The organism is Hydrogenophaga sp., assembly GCF_030158645.1.
Taxonomy (GTDB): Bacteria; Pseudomonadota; Gammaproteobacteria; order Burkholderiales; family Burkholderiaceae_C; genus Hydrogenophaga.
Map to the genome: position 1 here is coordinate 31394 of NZ_JAOASO010000081.1, position 16620 is coordinate 48013.

General features: G+C 64.3%; 16 protein-coding genes and 2 pseudogenes. 6 read left to right on the forward strand and 12 right to left on the reverse strand.

Going from position 1 to position 16620, the window contains the following annotated elements:
- Positions 1–226: 226 nt before the first annotated feature.
- Positions 227–1264, forward strand: coding sequence for a porin (locus Q1W68_RS07870; RefSeq protein ID WP_300651152.1), 1038 nt, complete (start codon positions 227–229; stop codon positions 1262–1264).
- A 100-nt stretch (positions 1265–1364) separates the two neighbouring features.
- Here Q1W68_RS07870 and soxB read toward each other — a convergent pair whose 3' ends face one another.
- The 8 genes and pseudogenes from soxB to soxC form a co-directional block, all read right to left on the reverse strand.
- The gene (gene soxB, locus Q1W68_RS07875) at positions 1365–3089 is read right to left on the reverse strand and encodes a thiosulfohydrolase SoxB (protein ID WP_300716053.1); all 1725 of its coding nucleotides are present in this window, start codon (positions 3087–3089) and stop codon (positions 1365–1367) included.
- 90 nt (positions 3090–3179) lie between these two features.
- A complete protein-coding gene (gene soxX / locus Q1W68_RS07880; RefSeq protein ID WP_300716054.1) occupies positions 3180–3830 on the reverse strand; it encodes a sulfur oxidation c-type cytochrome SoxX in 651 nt (216 codons plus the stop codon).
- Positions 3831–3846: 16 nt separating this feature from the next.
- A pseudogene (gene soxA / locus Q1W68_RS07885) lies at positions 3847–4545 on the reverse strand (sulfur oxidation c-type cytochrome SoxA).
- A gap of 164 nt (positions 4546–4709) precedes the next feature.
- Positions 4710–5021, reverse strand: coding sequence for a thiosulfate oxidation carrier complex protein SoxZ (gene soxZ / locus Q1W68_RS07890; protein ID WP_300716055.1), 312 nt, complete (start codon positions 5019–5021; stop codon positions 4710–4712).
- Positions 5022–5078: 57 nt separating this feature from the next.
- Positions 5079–5534: a thiosulfate oxidation carrier protein SoxY gene (soxY, locus tag Q1W68_RS07895; RefSeq protein WP_300716056.1), complete on the reverse strand. Its 456-nt coding sequence runs from the start codon at positions 5532–5534 to the stop codon at positions 5079–5081.
- 48 nt (positions 5535–5582) lie between these two features.
- The gene (locus Q1W68_RS07900) at positions 5583–5915 is read right to left on the reverse strand and encodes a c-type cytochrome (protein WP_300655944.1); all 333 of its coding nucleotides are present in this window, start codon (positions 5913–5915) and stop codon (positions 5583–5585) included.
- An 82-nt stretch (positions 5916–5997) separates the two neighbouring features.
- Positions 5998–7056, reverse strand: a complete 1059-nt coding sequence (locus tag Q1W68_RS07905; protein ID WP_300716057.1) for a c-type cytochrome — start codon at positions 7054–7056, stop codon at positions 5998–6000.
- 11 nt (positions 7057–7067) lie between these two features.
- Complete coding sequence (gene soxC, locus Q1W68_RS07910) at positions 7068–8411, reverse strand: sulfite dehydrogenase (RefSeq protein ID WP_300716058.1); 1344 nt, start codon at positions 8409–8411, stop codon at positions 7068–7070.
- Positions 8412–8657: 246 nt separating this feature from the next.
- Between soxC and Q1W68_RS07915 the strand changes: the two genes are divergently transcribed.
- The 5 genes from Q1W68_RS07915 to Q1W68_RS07935 all read left to right on the forward strand — a co-directional run bounded on the left by Q1W68_RS07915 (position 8658) and on the right by Q1W68_RS07935 (position 12618).
- The gene (locus Q1W68_RS07915; RefSeq protein WP_300716059.1) at positions 8658–8942 is read left to right on the forward strand and encodes a c-type cytochrome; all 285 of its coding nucleotides are present in this window, start codon (positions 8658–8660) and stop codon (positions 8940–8942) included.
- Positions 8943–8952: 10 nt separating this feature from the next.
- Positions 8953–10230, forward strand: coding sequence for an FAD/NAD(P)-binding oxidoreductase (locus Q1W68_RS07920; protein WP_300716060.1), 1278 nt, complete (start codon positions 8953–8955; stop codon positions 10228–10230).
- Between the two features lie 167 nt (positions 10231–10397).
- Positions 10398–10802, forward strand: coding sequence for a rhodanese-like domain-containing protein (locus tag Q1W68_RS07925; protein ID WP_300649699.1), 405 nt, complete (start codon positions 10398–10400; stop codon positions 10800–10802).
- Between the two features lie 586 nt (positions 10803–11388).
- Positions 11389–12273, forward strand: a complete 885-nt coding sequence (locus Q1W68_RS07930; protein WP_300649701.1) for a choice-of-anchor L domain-containing protein — start codon at positions 11389–11391, stop codon at positions 12271–12273.
- A gap of 69 nt (positions 12274–12342) precedes the next feature.
- Entirely contained in the window at positions 12343–12618 is a 276-nt protein-coding gene (locus Q1W68_RS07935; RefSeq protein WP_300649703.1) for a hypothetical protein, read from the forward strand.
- Between the two features lie 32 nt (positions 12619–12650).
- Here the strand turns inward: Q1W68_RS07935 and Q1W68_RS07940 are convergent, their stop codons facing one another.
- From Q1W68_RS07940 to Q1W68_RS07955, 4 genes and pseudogenes are all read right to left on the reverse strand, one after another.
- Positions 12651–13322, reverse strand: coding sequence for a phosphoglycolate phosphatase (locus Q1W68_RS07940; protein WP_300649704.1), 672 nt, complete (start codon positions 13320–13322; stop codon positions 12651–12653).
- Complete coding sequence (tkt, locus tag Q1W68_RS07945) at positions 13319–15331, reverse strand: transketolase (RefSeq protein WP_300649706.1); 2013 nt, start codon at positions 15329–15331, stop codon at positions 13319–13321. Before tkt ends, Q1W68_RS07940 begins: the two co-directional genes overlap by 4 nt.
- Before the next feature lie 19 nt (positions 15332–15350).
- The gene (locus tag Q1W68_RS07950; RefSeq protein WP_300716062.1) at positions 15351–16235 is read right to left on the reverse strand and encodes a phosphoribulokinase; all 885 of its coding nucleotides are present in this window, start codon (positions 16233–16235) and stop codon (positions 15351–15353) included.
- A gap of 31 nt (positions 16236–16266) precedes the next feature.
- Positions 16267–16620: pseudogene (locus tag Q1W68_RS07955) on the reverse strand (class 1 fructose-bisphosphatase); the annotation flags it as partial.

Genomic DNA, 16620 nt, shown 5'->3' on the forward strand with positions numbered 1-16620 from the left:
GCCTTCGGTGGGTGTTTTGCACGTGCGGTGCGCAGCGCTGTGCTTCGTGACAAACATGTGAAAGCGCGCAAAGCCGGTGGCGGCGTTGTAAATTGGTAAGAACCCGCAAAAAACCGGGGGTCTGCCACGGGCGGGTGGCGTTTCTTGCCGAAAATACAGAGGTCGCCCTGCATACGGTAGGGGGCAGGGGCCCAGGCCCGACCTCAATCCATTGGAGTACACCCTCATGAAAAAGAGCCTCATCGCTCTGGCCGTTCTGGCCGCTTCCGGCGCCGCCCTGGCGCAATCGTCTGTCACCGTCTACGGTCGCCTCGATGCGTCCGTGGGTTCGGCCAAGACCGGCAACATCGTCAACGGCGTTGGCCCCGCTGGCGTGACCCAGATGTTCAGCGGTAACCTGACCACCAGCCGTTTGGGCTTCCGTGGCGTTGAAGACCTCGGCGGTGGCTTGAAGGCCATCTTCGCGATCGAAACCGGTCTCAACATCGATGCGCCCAGCGCCAGTTCCCTGGGCGATCGCGCTGCGTTCGTGGGCCTCACCGGCGGCTTCGGTACCGTCAAGCTGGGCCGTCACGACACGTCGTTCGACGACATTCGCGACCTGATGGTCAGCAGCAACGTCTGGGATTCGGGCAACTTCGCGACCACCGAGACGGTGGTCGGCACCGGTGCCACCGCCACCAACGGCGTGGGCGGCATTGGTGACTACGGCGATCGCGCCAGCAACCAGATCCGTTACGAGTCGCCATCGTTCGGCGGCGTCAGCTTTGGTCTGAGCCACGGCTTTGACGAAACGGCCAACGTCAGCGACGACGTGTCGGCATTCAACATCCGGTACAAAGCCGGCAACCTGGATATCGGCGCTGCGTACCAAGAGAACGCCCAGCAAAACGCCCTCGGCGCTTTGGGCTCGACGAACGAGTACTCCACCGTTGCGGGTGCCTACAACTTCGGCGCCTTCCGCGTGTCGGGTGGCTGGAACCAGGCCAAAACGTCGACCAACCTGAAAGCGAACACCTACACGGTCGCTGCGAACGCTCCGGTCGGCGCCTGGGACTTCTCGCTGGGTTACAGCACCGGCAAGTCCAAGCTGAACGGCAACACCACCCAAAAGGGTGATGCCCTGTCCGCTGGCGTGGTCTACAACATGTCCAAGCGCACCCGCCTGTATGGCCTGTTGACCAACGGCGACATCGAGAACGCAGCAGGAGTCAAGCTCCGCCAGCGTGACATCTACGCCGTGGGCGTTGCTCACGTCTTCTGATTCTCAAGCCCTCCGAATCTCCAAGGCTTGTTGACACCCACCGCTCGAAAGGGCGGTGGGTTTTTTCATGGGTGCGCGAAATGCGCGCCTGGCCTGATGGTCAGGCCACCAGCCCCGGATTGCCATCCATGCCGATGATGCGCGGCGTGTTGATCTGCACGCCCTTGATGACCTTCTTGTCGCGCAGATAGCCCGAGACCACGTCCCAGATGGGTTCGCCCTGGGCGCCCTCCTGGACCGACGCCCAGCCGGCCACCTTGTAGGTCTTGTCGGCCTCGATCAGCTGGCCCTTGAGCGTCATGTTGTTGATGCGCTGGCCCATGGCGGCGTTCGGTGTCACGGTGTACTGCATGCCACCCACGCGCACCATGTCGCCGCCCTGCTGGTAGTAGGGATCGGGGTTGAAGATGTTGTCGGCCACGTCTTCCAGAATGGTCTTGATCTGCTCGCCGGTGAAGGTGTTGAGCGTGGTGGCCGGGTAGGTCAGCGCCATCTGGTCCATCATGCGTTCATAGGTGATGGTGTCGCCGGGCAGCAGCGAGGTGCCCCAGCGCACGCCCGGCGAAAACGCGATGTCGGCGCCCTTGTTCTGCATCAGCGCGTCGCAGATCACCTGGTCCCACGAGCCGTTGAAATTGCCACGGCGGTACAGCAGGTCTTCGGTGACAGCGAGTTTTTCGTCGAGCTTGTCTTTGTAGGGCGCGCGCACCTTGTCGATGTGCGCCTGCATGGCCGCATCGGCCGGCAGCAGGTTGGAGAAGATGGGCAGCAGCTTGTACTGAAAGCCCTGCACCTTGCCACCGCGCACGTCAAAGTCGAGCACGCCGAGGAACTTGCTGTTGGAGCCGGCGTTGGTCACCAGGGTCTGGCCACCGGCGTTTTTCACCACGAACGGCGCGGGCATGCCGTCGTGGGTGTGGCCACCCAGAATCGCATCGATGCCGCGCACGCGGCCGGCCATCTTGATGTCGACATCCATGCCGTTGTGCGAGAGCACCACCACCACCTGCGCGCCCTTGCCGCGCGCTTCGTCCACCATCTTCTGCATGTGCTCGTCCTGGATGCCGAAGGTCCAGTCGGGCACCATGTAACGGGGGTTGGCAATGGGGGTGTAGGGGAAAGCCTGGCCGATCACGGCGACCTGCACGCCGTTCATCTCGCGCATCGCATAGGGCTTGAAGACCATGTCTTCGAAGTCGGTGGTCTTGATGTTCTGCGCGAGGAATTCCATGTTCCCCTTCAAATCTTTCTCGACGATCTCCTGCACGCGCTTGGCGCCGAAGGTGTGCTCCCAGTGCGAGGTCATCATGTTCACGCCGAGCAGCTTGCAGGCGTCCACCATGTCCTGGCCATTGGTCCACAGCGAGGTGGCCGAGCCTTGCCAGGTGTCACCACCGTCGAGCAGCAACGCGTTGGGCCGGGTGGCCTTGAGCTGTTTGACGAGCGTGGCCATGTGCGCGAAGCCGCCCACCTTGCCGTAGGTCTTGGCGGCCTGGCTGAAGTCGAGGTAGGAGAACGCGTGGGCTTGTGCGCTGCCGGGCTTGAGGCCGAATTGTTTGAGCAGCTTCTCGCCCACGATGTGCGGCGGGCGGCCCACCGCCTCGGCCACGCCCAGGTTCACATTGGGTTCGCGGAAGTAGATGGGTGTGAGCTGAGCGTGGCAGTCGGTGAAGTGCAGAAAGCTCACATTGCCGAACTTCGGCACGTTGTACAGGCGCTCACCGGCACCCGGTGCTGCGGCGAGCACGTCGCGGTGGTTGAGGGCCATGCCGGTGGCGCTGGCCACGGCCAGCACCTGCATGAATTCACGACGGCTGAAACTCATCTCTGCACCTATCAATAATTGATCGCTGATATTTGAGCGAAATTTTTTAGCAAGAAACCCCGGTTGCCTGAGGCAACCGGGGTGGGGTCGTCACTTGTTGACGGGCGACGCCGGGTCGAGCAGCAAGGCCATCACATCCTGGATCTGCTTCTGGTTCAGGATGCCCATGTGACCCACGCGCGGCATTTGTGAACACGCGTTGTAAGCGCGCGCGTTCCAGAGCTTGCCCCAGGTGTATTCCACGATGGGCTTGCTGCCTGCGCTGTTGGGATCGGTCACGCCGCGCAGCTTGCCGTAGTTGTAGAGGCTCGGGCCGAGCGTGCCGAAGGAAATCTCTTCCTTGCTGATCATGTGGCAGTTGTAGCAATTGCCGCCGTTGGCTTCGCCGGCCTTGTCGGTCCAGGTCAGGCCACGACCGCTCTGTGCGACCTTCTCGCCCTCTTTCCAGTCACCGATGAACTTGCCATCGGTGGGCCATTTCACGGTCTTCATGTTGGCTTCTTCGATGGCCTTGGTCATCTTGGCGTCCAGCGGTTTGCCGGTGGCGTCGGCCACGGCGCATTCGGCGTTGGCCTGGTCCTGGTTGAGGCGGTCCAGGGTGGCGATGCCGCGCGCCTGGAACGAGTTCTTGAGCATGTCGGCGGTGGCCTTGTTCACGTCGGCCGGAGACGGTGCCGAGGAGCAGGCCGACAACACGATGGCGACCACCGGCAACAGCGTCAGGGAATGGATTTTTTTCATCTGGTGTGTCTCCGGATCAGCGCTTGATGGCCGGCACGATGGACTCGGCCGTCTTGGCGTTCACGCCCATGTAGACCGACAAGGCGATGGTGGCGTCGCTGCCGAACTTGGGCTCGGGCCAGCGCATCTGGCGGAAACAATCGTTCAGGCGGAGCTGCATGCCCCACATCTGCGCGTTGGACACGCGGTACGCCGGCCAGGCGGCGAAGCCGATGCCGTCGCCCGGGTTCTTGGTGAGGTTGGGCAGGTCTTGCAGGCGGATGCGTTTGTCGTCGCTGCCGTGGCACGAAGCGCACGAGAAGTCGTGCGTACCGCCGCGCGTGAAGAACAGCTGCTTGCCGGTTTCGAACATCATTTTTTCCTGCGCATGCTACTGCGACAGGTTGAAGCGCATGCCCTTGGAGGCCGTGGCCACATAGGTGGCCAGTGCCGTCACGTTGGCCATCTCGCCACGGCCAAACGGTGTCTTGGCGATGTCTTCGGCCTTGAAGCCCTGCAACGTTTCCATGCAGGTGATCAGGCGCGTTTCCAGATCCTGCACCCGGCCGGTGTCGGCGAAGTACTTGGGCAGTTCCACGAACACCCCCTTGATCACCCCGGGACCCTTGCCCAGATCGCACTGTTCCAGCGAAGCGTTCTTGGGGCCGCGCTTCTGTTTCCAGAGCTCCTCGCCCTTCATCTCGAACAGCTCGGCCGGGTTGCCGTCCTGCAGCATCTCGCGGTACTTGGCAATGCCTTCGGCGGCAGTGCCTTGCGCGTGCGAAACGCCAACAGCGCCAACAGCGCCGCACAGCGCAGCAAGCGCCAGCAGCGAGGGTGTCAGGGTCTTCTTCATGGGGTCTCCTCTTGTTATCGGGTCGCAGTAAAACGCGGCTCAGCTCAGGCGATCAGCGCTTCGTCGGTGCGGGTGTCGCCCTTGTTGTCGACCCATTTCACGACGACCTTGTCGCCCTTGGCGCCGCCCTTGAACTTGAAGGACAGGAAAGGGTTCTGCGCGACGGCGCCGCTGAACGCAGCTTCGAGGACGACCTTGCCGTTGTGGGTGGCTTCCACATCCTTGATGTAGTGGCCGGGGATGAGGGCGCCGGCGGCATCGCGGCGGGTGCCCGGCTCCATGATGTGGGACATGAGCACGCGGACGGTGGTTTCGTCGCCTGCAACGGCGGCGCGGATGCGCATCGGATCAGCCATGTTGGACTCCTGAATTTCGGTGAATGGGGTTGTGCAAAACGTCGGGTGGCGAGGCGATCAGCCGCCGCAACCGCCGAGCGTGACCTTGGTTTCCTTGAAGGCCGAAAACAGCTTGCCGTCGGCCTTGACCACGGCAAACACGTTGGAGCTCTGGCCCATCTTCAGACGGGTCTGCACGTCGGCCGCGGTGCCGGCGGGGATCTTGAAACCGGCGGCCATGGGCGTGGGGTTCTTTTCGACGATCAGGTAGATCTCGGTGGTGTTGGGAATCTTGCTGGTGGCGCCCACGGGCACCACGGCGCCGTTTTCGGCGATGTCGGGCGCGACCACGGTGACCTGGTCGCTGTTGGCGGCGGTGCCACCCAGGGCCTTGACGGCATCGGCCATGCTCTTGATCTCAAAACCGGCGCGGTCCATGGCGGCGTGCGCCTGGCTTTGCGTGGCGAGGCCCAGCGACACCAGCGTGGCCAGGGCCCCGGTGGTCTTGAGAGCATTTCTGCGTGAGTTGTTCATGGGGGGCTCCTGTGAAATGAGGAAAGGGCGAGAGTGTACGGGCGGGGGTTACTGATCGGGGGCGCCGGCCAGGATCCACCCTGCCAGCAACTTGAGTTCGTCGTCTTTGAGCTGGGCCTGCGCCGGCATGGGCACCGGGCCATACAGGCCGGCACCGCCGGACTTGATGCGCGCCGACACTTTTTCAAGGGCGTCGGCCTGGCCGGCGTGTTTGGCCGCCACGTCCTTGAAGGCCGGGCCCACCAGCTTCTTGTCCACCGCGTGGCAAGCCAGGCAAGCGTTTTTGGAGGCGAGTGCCTTGGCCGCCGCCGCGTTTTGGGCCAGTGCAGCGCCGCTGAACAAGGTGAGCACAGCGGCGCTCATCAACTGGATGGAAGTCATGGTCATAGGTTAGGCACTCCGGGACAAGGGGGAAATGGGGAATACGAGTAAATGCAAATATTTAAGAAAGACCGCAATTGGATCACTTCGCGCCCGCTGCGATCCAGCGGGCGATGGTGGCGGCCTCGGCAGCGCTGAGCTGCGGCTGGGGCGGCATGGGCACCGCACCGAACACACCCACACCACCTTCGCGGATCTTCACCGCAAGGTAGGCCTCGAGGCGCTCCTGCCCTTTGTGCTTCTTGGCGATCTCGGTGAAGCCCGGGCCCACGATCTTTTGCGCCATGCCGTGGCAGGCGGTGCAGCTGTTGGCCGCGAGCAGCGCCTTCACGTCGCCGCCCGCCGGCGTGGCCGCGGCCACCACCACCGCCGCCGGCTTGGGTCCGCTGCCCACCGGCGCCGTGGGCGCAGGCTTGGTGGTGTCGGCACCGCGCACCGGGCCGATCACGCGGTTCTGCTCCTGGATGTTGCCGTGCGCGTCGCGCGCAAAGTCGGGCAGGAACGAGCGGATGGTGGTCTCCACCGGGCAGTCCTTCATGCAGGCCACGTTGGTCACATCGCCCTTGCCATTGGCCTTCCACAGCGGCTCGTAGAACACCATGCCGTTGCGGTTGGGCATGCGCTTCTGCACCTCGGCGATGTTCTGGTCGCTCAGCGTGAAATCGGCCGGCACCACCTCGGCCAGGCTCAGGATGTAGGCCAGCACGCCATACACCTCGTCGGGCTTGAGCGACTTGGGCGCGTTCCAGGGCATGGCGCGGTTGATGTAGTCCCACAGGGTCGAGACGGTGGCGACCTTCATCATCGTGGTCTTCTGCGGGAAGGTGCTGCCCTGCTCCAGGTTCTTCACCCGGCCGCGCTCGATGTCGGCCTTGGTGGTGCCGCCCACGATGGGCGTGAACACCTCGTTGCTTTCGCCAAAGCTGCCGTGGCAGGACGCGCACTGCGCTTCCCACACCCGCTCGCCCAGGGCTACACTGCCGGCCCCTTTGGGCAAGCCCTTGAAGTCGGGGCGCACGTCGATGTCCCAGGCCTGCACTTCGGCCTTGGTGGCGTTGCGGCCCAGGTCGTGCCAGGCAGGGGCCTGAGCCAAGGCAACCGTGCTGATGAGCGCTGCGGCGAAAAATGTCAGGGTTCGCATGGCGGGCCTCATCAATAGACTTGAACGTTCGAGACTTCGCCGTTTTCAGCGACGCGCCACGACTGGATGGCGTTCTGGTGGTACACCGAGCGCGTGCCGCGCACGGCGCGCAACTGGTTGATCTTGGGCTGCACATAACCCGTGCTGTCGATCGCACGGCTCTGCAACACAGCCGGTTTGCCGTCCCACACCCAGTCGATGTTGAAGCGCGTGAGCGCCTTGGGCAGCACCGGGCCTTCGAGCCGTGCGGTGCGCCAGTTGCGCCCACCGTCCACACTCACGTCCACCCGCTTGACCGTGCCACGGCCCGACCACGCCAGCCCGGTCACGTTGTAGTAGCCCTTGTCCAGCAACGTCTGGCTGCCCGAGGGCGTGGTGATCACGCTCTTGCATTCCTGGATGCCGGTGTACTGGCGGTGAGTGCCGTCGGGCATGTGGTCGATGTAGTGGATCGCCTCGTCTTTGGCGGCCCACTTCTTGTCGCCCACTTCCAGGCGTCGCAGGTACTTCACCCAGCTCACGCCCTGCACCCCCGGCACCACCAGGCGCAGCGGGTAGCCGTTTTCCGGGCGCAGCATCTCGCCGTTCATGGCCCAGGCCACGATGCAATCGTCCATCGCGCGGTCGATGTCGATGGTGCGCGTCATCGAAGAACCGTCCGCCCCCTCGGCCAGCACATACTTGCCGTTCTTCTTGTCGTAGCCACACATCTCCAGCAGCGTGGAGAGCAGCACACCGGTGAACTCGCAGCAGCTCACCATGCCGTGGGTGTACTGCACGGCCGGCAGCGCCACGTTGCCCCACTCGGGCGCGGAGTTGGCGCCGCACTCAATGAAGTGGATGCGCGAGACGCTGGGCAGGCGCATCAGGTCGTCCATGGTGAACACGCGCTCGCGCTTCACCAGGCCGTTGACCATGAGGCGGTGTTTGGAGGGGTCGATGTCCCACCAGCCCTGGTGGTGCCGCTCGAAGTGCAGGCCACTGGGCGTGATGATGCCGAACAGGCCCTGCAACGGCGTGAAGCTCACGGAAGCCTGCGGCACGCGCGTGAGGCCCGGGCTCTGGCGGCGCTGCAGGTTGGCTTCCCACTGGCTGGGCTTGCCGTAGCCGTCGGTGGCCACGCCCTGCCCCAGACCGGTGGTGTGGGTGGGCAGTTTCAGAATGGCCTCTTCCCCCTCGGCCGCGACCGCGCGCGTGGCCGCAGCGCCGCTGGCCACCACGCCTGCCCCCATGGCCAGGGCCTTGCCCATGAAGCTGCGGCGCGCCTTGCGGGCGAGCTCCAGCTTCTCGGGACTCAGGTGGTTTTCGGGCGCGGGGAGCACGCGTCCGATCACATCATTCAGGTTGGGCGGCATGGGAATCTTCCTGTTGGGGCGGTCTGACCGCGTCGGCATCTGCAACTGTATTAGTGTTTGCTGATATTTGGATAGGTAGAAACCCCAGCAGGGTTTTCATGTGTTGGCGCTGCAAAACCGGGGCCGTTACGATGCGGCACACCCACAAGCGATCACACCCCACACCCGTTGTGTTTCAAGTGGCTGCTACAGTTTTGGATGCAACTTCTTTCAACCACCCTTTTGGAGACGACGATGGGGAAATCCATGAAATGGCTGGCGGCCGGCGTGTTGTGCGCCTCGGCGATCGGGGCGCACGCTCAGGTCAACCAGACCCGCGTGTGGGCCGCAGCCTGCGCCAGCTGCCACGGCACCGACGGGCGCGCCCAGCCCGGCATGGCTTCGCTGGCCGGCCGCACCGACCTGCAGAAGATCCTGCTCGAATACAAGGCCGGCACCCGCCCCGCCACGCTGATGCACCAGATCTCCAAGGGTTACACCGACGAGCAGCTGGGCCAGATCGCCGCCTACTTCGCCGCACAGAAACCCTGAGGAGCCCGCCATGAAACGTCGTCAATTCGTACAAAGCATCGGCGCGGGCTCCGCACTGGCCGGCCTGGGTCTCATGAGCGGTTGCGCCACCACCGGTGGCAGCAGCGCCAAGGTGGTGGTGGTCGGGGGCGGCTTCGGCGGTGCCACCGCCGCCAAATACGTGCGCCTGTTCTCCAACAACAGCATCGACGTGACGCTGATCGAGCCCAACGCCGCCTTTGTCTCGTGCCCCATGTCCAACCTGGTGGTGGGTGGCCACTCCACCATGGCCGAGATCACCACGCCCTACAGCAACCTGAGCCAGCGCCACGGCGTGAAGGTGGTGCGCGACATGGTCGACAGCATCGACCCGGTCAAGCGCACGGTGAAGCTGGCCAGCGGCGGTGAACTGCCCTACGACCGCCTCATCCTCTCGCCCGGCATCGACTTCATGCCCACCCTGCCCGGCATGGCCAAGGCCGGCGCGGCCGACAAGGTGCTGCACGCCTGGAAAGCCGGCCCCCAGACCGTGGCCCTGCGCCAGCAGCTCGAAGCCCTGCCCGACGGCGGCACTTACGCCATCAGCATTCCGCTGGCGCCCTACCGCTGCCCGCCCGGCCCCTACGAGCGCGCCTGCATGGTCGCCAGCTACTTCAAGGTGGCCAAGCCCAAGAGCAAGGTCGTGATCTTCGACGCCAACGACGACATCACCTCCAAGAAGGGCCTGTTCACCAAGGCCTGGGCCGACCACTACGCCGGCATGATCGAGTACCGCCCCAAGCACAAGCTGGTGGACGTGGACGCCGCCACCAACACCCTGAAGTTCGAGTTCAACGACGACTTCAAGGCCGGCGTGGCCAACGTGCTGCCCGACATGCGCGCGGGCAACATCGCGGTGAAGACCGGTCTGGCCACGGCCAACGCACGCTGGTGCGAGGTGGACTTTTTGACCTTCGAATCCAAGGCGCAGAAAAACATCCACGTGCTCGGCGACGCGATCCAGATCGCGCCGGCCATGCCCAAGTCGGGCCACATGGCCAACCAGCACGGCAAGACGTGTGCTGCCGCCGTGGTCTCTCTGCTGCAAGGCAAGGAACCACCGGCCAACCCGCTCTACGCCAACACCTGCTACAGCTTCGTGACCGCCAAGGACGTGGTCCATGTGGCCAGCGTGCACAAGTACGACGCCGAGAAGAAGACCATGGTCACGGTGCCGGGTTCGGGCGGCTTGTCGAGCGCGGCGAGCGAACTCGAAGGCGCCTATGCCAAGGCCTGGGCGCGCAACATCTGGGCCGATTCGCTGGCTTGACGCCATCGGCCTCCGAGCGAAAACGCCCCGGCTGTCCGGGGCGTTTTGCATGGGCGCACCGGAACGCTCGTTGGCTGCCTTCATTGAGCCGCCTCAACAGGGACGGCTCGCTGACCCTCTATAAAACCCACAGCGTTGCCCCCGGCTGGCGCCCAGGAGGTTGTCACATGAAACGGAAAGCGTTCCTCACCCTGCTGCTCGTTGGGCCGCTCAGCCGAACGGTCTGGGCCCAGACGGACACCTTGCCCGATGGGTTGAGCCAGGCGATACGAACCCCGGAAGGCTTGCGAGCGGTCGTGGAGCGCCAAGACCCGCGCTTCGTCATCGTTGATGTGCGCCCGCCCGATGAATACGCCGCAGGGCACATTCCGACCGCCATCAACATCCCGGGCGGCATCACCACTGGCATGAACACCCCGCCCGACAAAGACAAGTACATCGTTGTCTATTGCCACGGCGGCAGAAAGTCGCCTGCCGCAGGCGAGCAGATGCTGGCCGACGGATACCCACACGTCTTCGTCTGGGGCGGCATTCTTGCCTGGCCCTACGCTCGGGACGTCTCGACGAAATAGCCGCACCGGCCGTCGTCAGGGCGGCAGCCGGATCGTTTGATTCAAGGGCGCGCTGACCGTCTGCGCCGTGCTTGACGGACACCACCGGGGTGAGACGCGTTCGATTCGATCCATCCATCGCGACCCGCACCCCGTTCCGTCCGACTGTCCGAGCCACCGGACACCTCGCTGATCGCACCGTCGGCGTCGCAGCGACCCATGCACCACTTGCAGCACCCGCACAGCGGTCACTCACCCGGACGCAGAGCGGGGTCTTGTGAACTGGCGAACCGCCGCACCTTCACAACTCGCACAGCATCTGCTCGGACTTGGATGTCAAGACCAGTGATCGCGCACGGCACCGATCTTCAGCCCGTTGCACACGCTCCATCCGGAGGCCCGAACGTTGACGGACAGCTGCCATGAAACAGATGCTCTTAACCAGCGCCCATGCCATGGGTGGCGTGTGCAAATTGTCGGGAAAAATGACATGCATCTTTGTAAAAAGTAAAAAGTCCAGCAATATCAAAGATCTTTTTTTGGGCACACTCTTTGCTTATGGGTGGGCTGACCCATTTCGGTCAGTCCTTTCATCGAGGGAAAAAAAATGCGACAGCTCATCTCAACTTACATCCGTCCTGTCATCGCGGGAGCCGCGCTCGTCGCAGGAAGCGCCATCGCGGCACCCGTGGTCGTCACCAATTCGAACGACGTCGCGGTGTTGACGAACGCTCTTCTCCAGCCCGGATCCGGCATCACGGTCGTCACCAGCAACTTGATCTCCGGAAATGCGGCGCAACAAGGCACGCACACCGGTCTCAATCTCGCCCCCAGCTCCGGTTCGACACCGACGTTGACGCTTTCCAGCGGTGTCGCCCTCAGCAGTGGGCGCGCAGACATCGGTGCCGTCAACAACTCCAACAACACCTCGTTCGACACAGGAAGCGGGGGCTTTGCACCGCTGACGACGCTCGCCGGCACCACCACCCGGAACGCGAACGTGCTCGAGTACACATTCACGCTGGCGGCGGGTTTGAACTCCATCGCCCTCGACTTCGTCTTCATGACCGAAGAGTTCCCGACACAGTCCGTGACCGACATTTTTGGCGTGTTCGTTGATGGTGTGAATTTTGCCAAGTTCGCCAGTGGTGACCTCATCTCCAACACACCCGGCAACCCCACCAACTTCATCTTGAACGCCGTGGGCTCCGGCCTCTACGAAACGCAGTACAACGGCCTTTCACGGGTTTTGAGCCTGGCCGGCCTGGTGGACTCCAGCTTGACGACGCACACGCTGCAGATCGGCATCGCCGACACATCAGACACCATCTTTGACAGCGGTGTGTTTTTGGCCAACCTGCGCGGCGCGAACACCACCGGCGGCGGTGGCATTGGCGATCCGACATCGGTGCCAGAGCCCACCAGCCTTGCCCTGATGGGTGCGGCCCTCGCAGGCCTTCTGATGAGCCGCCGTCGCCGCCAGATCCTCTGATTGCTCGGCAGCGCTGCAACATCAAACACCCGCCTTTGTGCGGGTGTTTGCATTTGGAGCCGTGTGTACATGTCTTTGCAGCCGTTCATGCGAAACACAATCGCAGCGGGTCCGCAATGGGACTTAGATCTCATCCTGCTCGCTGCCAGCGGGTCGCTTCAGACATGCCTCGTCATCATCTTCTCCAGCGGCAGTGGCGCGATCTTCCCCGCCATGCCGGCTCAGCCGACGGTCATGTTCACCGCCTCGCGCATGACAGCCCCGTTGAGCTCATGGCTCGCAAGCGTTTTGGCGTCGTCCATCAACGAGCCATCCATGATCACGCTGCAGAAGCCGCTGCGGTAAGTCCCATGGGCATTCTTTCTGAAGACGGGAAGTCAGCTCAACAGCGCGGAGACATCGGCGATCACGCGGTCCGGGTGGCAGTCCTCGATGGGCTCGCCCATGTTGTAGCCATAGGGCAGCGCCCACACGCTCACCCCGGCGTTGCGCGCGGTGGCCACGTCGATGGACGAATCGCCCACGAAGAGTGCTCGCTCGGCGCTCACGCCGAAGCGTTGCAGGCAGTCGTGCACGGCGGCCGGGTTGGGCTTTTTCACCATCAAGGTGTCGCCGCTGATCACGCGGTGAAACATCGGTGCGAGCTGGTGCGCATCCAGGACGGTCTGGGTGTAACGACCCTCCTTGTTGGTCACCACCGCGAGCTTCACGCCCGCATCGCGCAGCACCTGCAGCGTTTCTCGCACGTGCGGATACAGGTGGCTGCGCGTGCCGCAGCGCTGCTGGTAGTGGCCACCAAACGCGGCCTCGATGGTGGGGAAGTCGGCGCTGTGGCGCACCGCGTCGGTGGTGGTGTGGCGGCGGTCGGCCAGGGCCGAGATCAGCAGCTCGCGTGTGCCGTGGCCGATCCAGTCGTTCACCTGCGTTTGTGTCACGGCGGGCAGGCCGAACTGCGACAGTGTGTCGTTGACCGCGTCGGCGATCTCCGGCGCGGTTTCGATCAGCGTGCCGTCGAGGTCGAAGAGGATCAGATCGAAGGGCCGCGTCATGCGAGCAGCCTCTTGACCTCTTCGCACACACGCTCGACGGTGATGCCGAAGTGTTCGTACAGGGCCTTCGCCGGGGCCGACTCGCCAAACGTCGCAATGCCCACCACCGCGCCCGTGCGGCCCACGTACTTGCGCCAGAAATCCGGATGCGCGGCTTCCACCGCCACCGTGGGCAGGTGCAGCGGCAACACGGCGTCCTGGTGGCTGCGCGGCTGCCGGTCAAACACGTTGGTGCAGGGCATGGACACCACGCGCGTGCTGATGCCCTCGGCAGCCAGCGCGTGGTGCGCCTCCATGGCCAGCGACGTCTCGGACCCGGTGGCCACGATGATGGCCCGCGGGTTCGCGCCTTCCACCAGCACGTAGCCACCACGGCGGATGCCGTCCACCGCCGACACATCGGTCAACCGCGGCAGGTTCTGGCGGGAGAGGCACAACGCCGAGGGGCCATCCTGACGCTCGATGGCACTCGCCCAAGCCACGGCGGTCTCCAGCCCATCGGCAGGTCGCCACACATCGAGCTGCGGAATGATGCGCAGGCTGGGCACGTGCTCCACCGACTGGTGGGTGGGCCCGTCTTCGCCCAGACCGATGGAGTCGTGCGTGAACACGTGGATCACACGCAGCTTCATGAGCGCGGCCATGCGGATGGCGTTGCGGCTGTAGTCGCTGAAGGTGAGGAAGGTGCCGCCGTAAGGGATGTAGCCGCCGTGCAGCGCCATGCCGTTCATGATGGCCGCCATGCCGAACTCGCGCACGCCGTAGCTCAGGTGGTTGCCCCAGCGGTCGCGACCGGCCTTCACGCAGCCTTTGAAGTTGGTGAGATTCGAGCCGGTGAGGTCGGCGCTGCCGCCGAAGAACTCGGGCACCAGCGTGTTGAGCGCGTCCAGCGCGTTCTGGCTGGCCTTGCGGGTGGCCACGGCATCGGCCTTGGCGGCCACACCTTCGAACACGCCGGGCAGGGCCGGCGCCCAGCCGGCGTGCAGGTCACCGGCCATGCGGCGTTCAAACTCGGCCGCCTCATTCGGGTACTCGGCACGATACGCGTCAAAACGGCGCCGCCATTCGGCTTCCAGTGCCTGCCCGCGGTCCACGGCGTGCCAGGCCAGGGCCACGTCGGTCGGCACTTCAAACGGTGGCGCGGTCCAGCCCAAGGCGTTGCGCGTGGCCTGCACCTCGGCGGCGCCGAGCGCAGCACCGTGCACGTCGTGTGTGCCAGCCTTGTTGGGTGAGCCCTGACCGATCACCGTCTGGCAGCAGATCAGCGTGGGTTTGCCGTCGGGGCGGCGGGCCTGCGCTTTCGCGGCGATGAGCGCGAGTTCCACCGCCTGCGGATCGTGCCCATTCACCTTGGGAATCACGTTCCAGCCGCAGGCCGCAAAGCGCAGCGGCGTGTCATCGGTGAACCAGCCCTCCACATGCCCGTCGATGGAGATGCCGTTGTCGTCGTAGAACGCGATCAGCTTGGACAGACGCAAGGTGCCCGCCAGCGAACACACCTCGTGGCTGATGCCCTCCATGAGACAACCGTCGCCCAGAAACGCGTAGGTGAAGTGGTCCACCACGGCATGGCCAGGGCGGTTGAATTCGCTGGCCAGCTGCTTCTCGGCCAGCGCCATGCCCACCGCGTTGCCGATGCCCTGCCCCAACGGCCCGGTGGTGGTTTCCACACCCGGGGTCACGCCCGCCTCGGGGTGGCCGGCGGTCTTGCTGTGCAGTTGGCGGAAGTTCTTCAACTCGCTCATCGGCAGGTCGTAGCCGGTGAGGTGCAGCAGCGCGTAGATCAGCATTGAGCCGTGGCCGTTGGAGAGCACGAAGCGGTCGCGGTCGGGCCAGTGCGGATGGGCCGGGTTGTGGCGCAGGTGGCGGTTCCACAGCACCTCGGCGATGTCGGCCATGCCCATGGGTGCGCCGGGGTGGCCGCTTCTGGCCTGCTCCACCGCGTCCACCGCGAGCATGCGGATCGCGTTGGCCATCTGGCGGGCAAGTTCGGGCGATGGGTTCTTCATGGGTGTGTTCCCTTCGCGTTCAGACCAGGCCCATGGCTCGCTTCTTGCGCTCGACCATGCGCCAGATGAAGGGTGTGAAGATCAATTGCATGGCCAGCTCCATCTTGCCGCCGGGCACCACGATGGTGTTGGCGCGGCTCATCATGGAGCCGTTGATCATGTTGAGCAGGTACTGGAAGTCGATGCCCTTGGGCTTGGCGAAACGGATCACCACCATGCTCTCGTCGGCGGTGGGCACGTCGCGCGCGATGAACGGGTTGCTGGTGTCCACGATGGGCACGCGCTGGAAGTTCACGTGCGTGTGCTGGAATTGCGGGCAGATGTAGTTCACGTAGTCGGGCATGCGGCGCAGGATGGTGTCGGTCACCGCGTCGGCGCTGTAGCCGCGCATGTTCTTGTCGCGCCAGAGTTTCTGGATCCATTCAAGGTTGATCACCGGCACCACACCCACCAGCAGGTCGGGGTGCTGTGCCACGTCCACCTCGGGCGTGACCACCGCGCCGTGCAGCCCTTCGTAAAACAACATGTCGGTGTTCTCGGGCAGGGGTTCCCAGGCGGTGAACGTGCCTGGCTCCTGCTGGTAGGGCGCGGCCTCCTCCGCGTTGTGCAGGTACTTGCGGCTCTTGCCCGTGCCGGTGGCGCCGTAGGTCTTGAACAGGCTGGCGATCTCGTCGAACAGGTTGGCCTCGGCGCCGAAGTGGCTGAAGTTGAGGTTGCCCGCTGCTTCGGCCTCGGCCATCTTGAGCTTCATCTCCTGTCGATCAAAGCGGTGGTAGCTGTCCCCCTCGACGATGGCCGCGCTCACGCCTTCGCGGCGGAAGATGTTCTGAAAAGTCCGCGTGACGGTGGAGGTGCCGGCGCCGCTGGAGCCGGTGATGGCGATGATGGGGTGGCGCACGGACATGAAATTTCCTCGGTTGTTGTTGTGGCGTCGATCAGTCGCGGAACAGGGAGCGCTCGGCGAACAGCGGGTTGCTGTTGTCCTTGAAAGCCTGCGGCTCGGCGTGGTAACGCTCGATCCGCTCGACTTCGTTTCTGGACCCGAACACCAGGCCGATGCGCTGGTGCAGCTCGGTGGGCTGCACGCCCAGCATGGGTTCGCGTCCGGTGCTGGCGCGGCCACCGGCCTGCTCCATCAACATGCCCACCGGGTTGGCTTCGTACAGCAGGCGCAGGCGCCCGGGTTTGCCCGGGTCCTTGGTGTCGCGCGGATACATGAAAACGCCGCCGCGCATGAGGATGCGGTGCGCCTCGGCCACCATGCTGGCGATCCAGCGCATGTTGAAGTC

Bases quoted from the DNA above. Each gene is read 5' to 3' on its own strand.
- Q1W68_RS07870 (WP_300651152.1), top strand. From the start codon at position 227: ATGAAAAAGAGCCTCATCGCTCTGGCCGTTCTGGCCGCTTCCGGCGCC.
- soxB (WP_300716053.1), bottom strand. From the start codon at position 3,089: ATGAGTTTCAGCCGTCGTGAATTCATGCAGGTGCTGGCCGTGGCCAGC.
- soxX (WP_300716054.1), bottom strand. From the start codon at position 3,830: ATGAAAAAAATCCATTCCCTGACGCTGTTGCCGGTGGTCGCCATCGTG.
- soxZ (WP_300716055.1), bottom strand. From the start codon at position 5,021: ATGGCTGATCCGATGCGCATCCGCGCCGCCGTTGCAGGCGACGAAACC.
- soxY (WP_300716056.1), bottom strand. From the start codon at position 5,534: ATGAACAACTCACGCAGAAATGCTCTCAAGACCACCGGGGCCCTGGCC.
- Q1W68_RS07900 (WP_300655944.1), bottom strand. From the start codon at position 5,915: ATGACTTCCATCCAGTTGATGAGCGCCGCTGTGCTCACCTTGTTCAGC.
- Q1W68_RS07905 (WP_300716057.1), bottom strand. From the start codon at position 7,056: ATGCGAACCCTGACATTTTTCGCCGCAGCGCTCATCAGCACGGTTGCC.
- soxC (WP_300716058.1), bottom strand. From the start codon at position 8,411: ATGCCGCCCAACCTGAATGATGTGATCGGACGCGTGCTCCCCGCGCCC.
- Q1W68_RS07915 (WP_300716059.1), top strand. From the start codon at position 8,658: ATGAAATGGCTGGCGGCCGGCGTGTTGTGCGCCTCGGCGATCGGGGCG.
- Q1W68_RS07920 (WP_300716060.1), top strand. From the start codon at position 8,953: ATGAAACGTCGTCAATTCGTACAAAGCATCGGCGCGGGCTCCGCACTG.
- Q1W68_RS07925 (WP_300649699.1), top strand. From the start codon at position 10,398: ATGAAACGGAAAGCGTTCCTCACCCTGCTGCTCGTTGGGCCGCTCAGC.
- Q1W68_RS07930 (WP_300649701.1), top strand. From the start codon at position 11,389: ATGCGACAGCTCATCTCAACTTACATCCGTCCTGTCATCGCGGGAGCC.
- Q1W68_RS07935 (WP_300649703.1), top strand. From the start codon at position 12,343: ATGTCTTTGCAGCCGTTCATGCGAAACACAATCGCAGCGGGTCCGCAA.
- Q1W68_RS07940 (WP_300649704.1), bottom strand. From the start codon at position 13,322: ATGACGCGGCCCTTCGATCTGATCCTCTTCGACCTCGACGGCACGCTG.
- tkt (WP_300649706.1), bottom strand. From the start codon at position 15,331: ATGAAGAACCCATCGCCCGAACTTGCCCGCCAGATGGCCAACGCGATC.
- Q1W68_RS07950 (WP_300716062.1), bottom strand. From the start codon at position 16,235: ATGTCCGTGCGCCACCCCATCATCGCCATCACCGGCTCCAGCGGCGCC.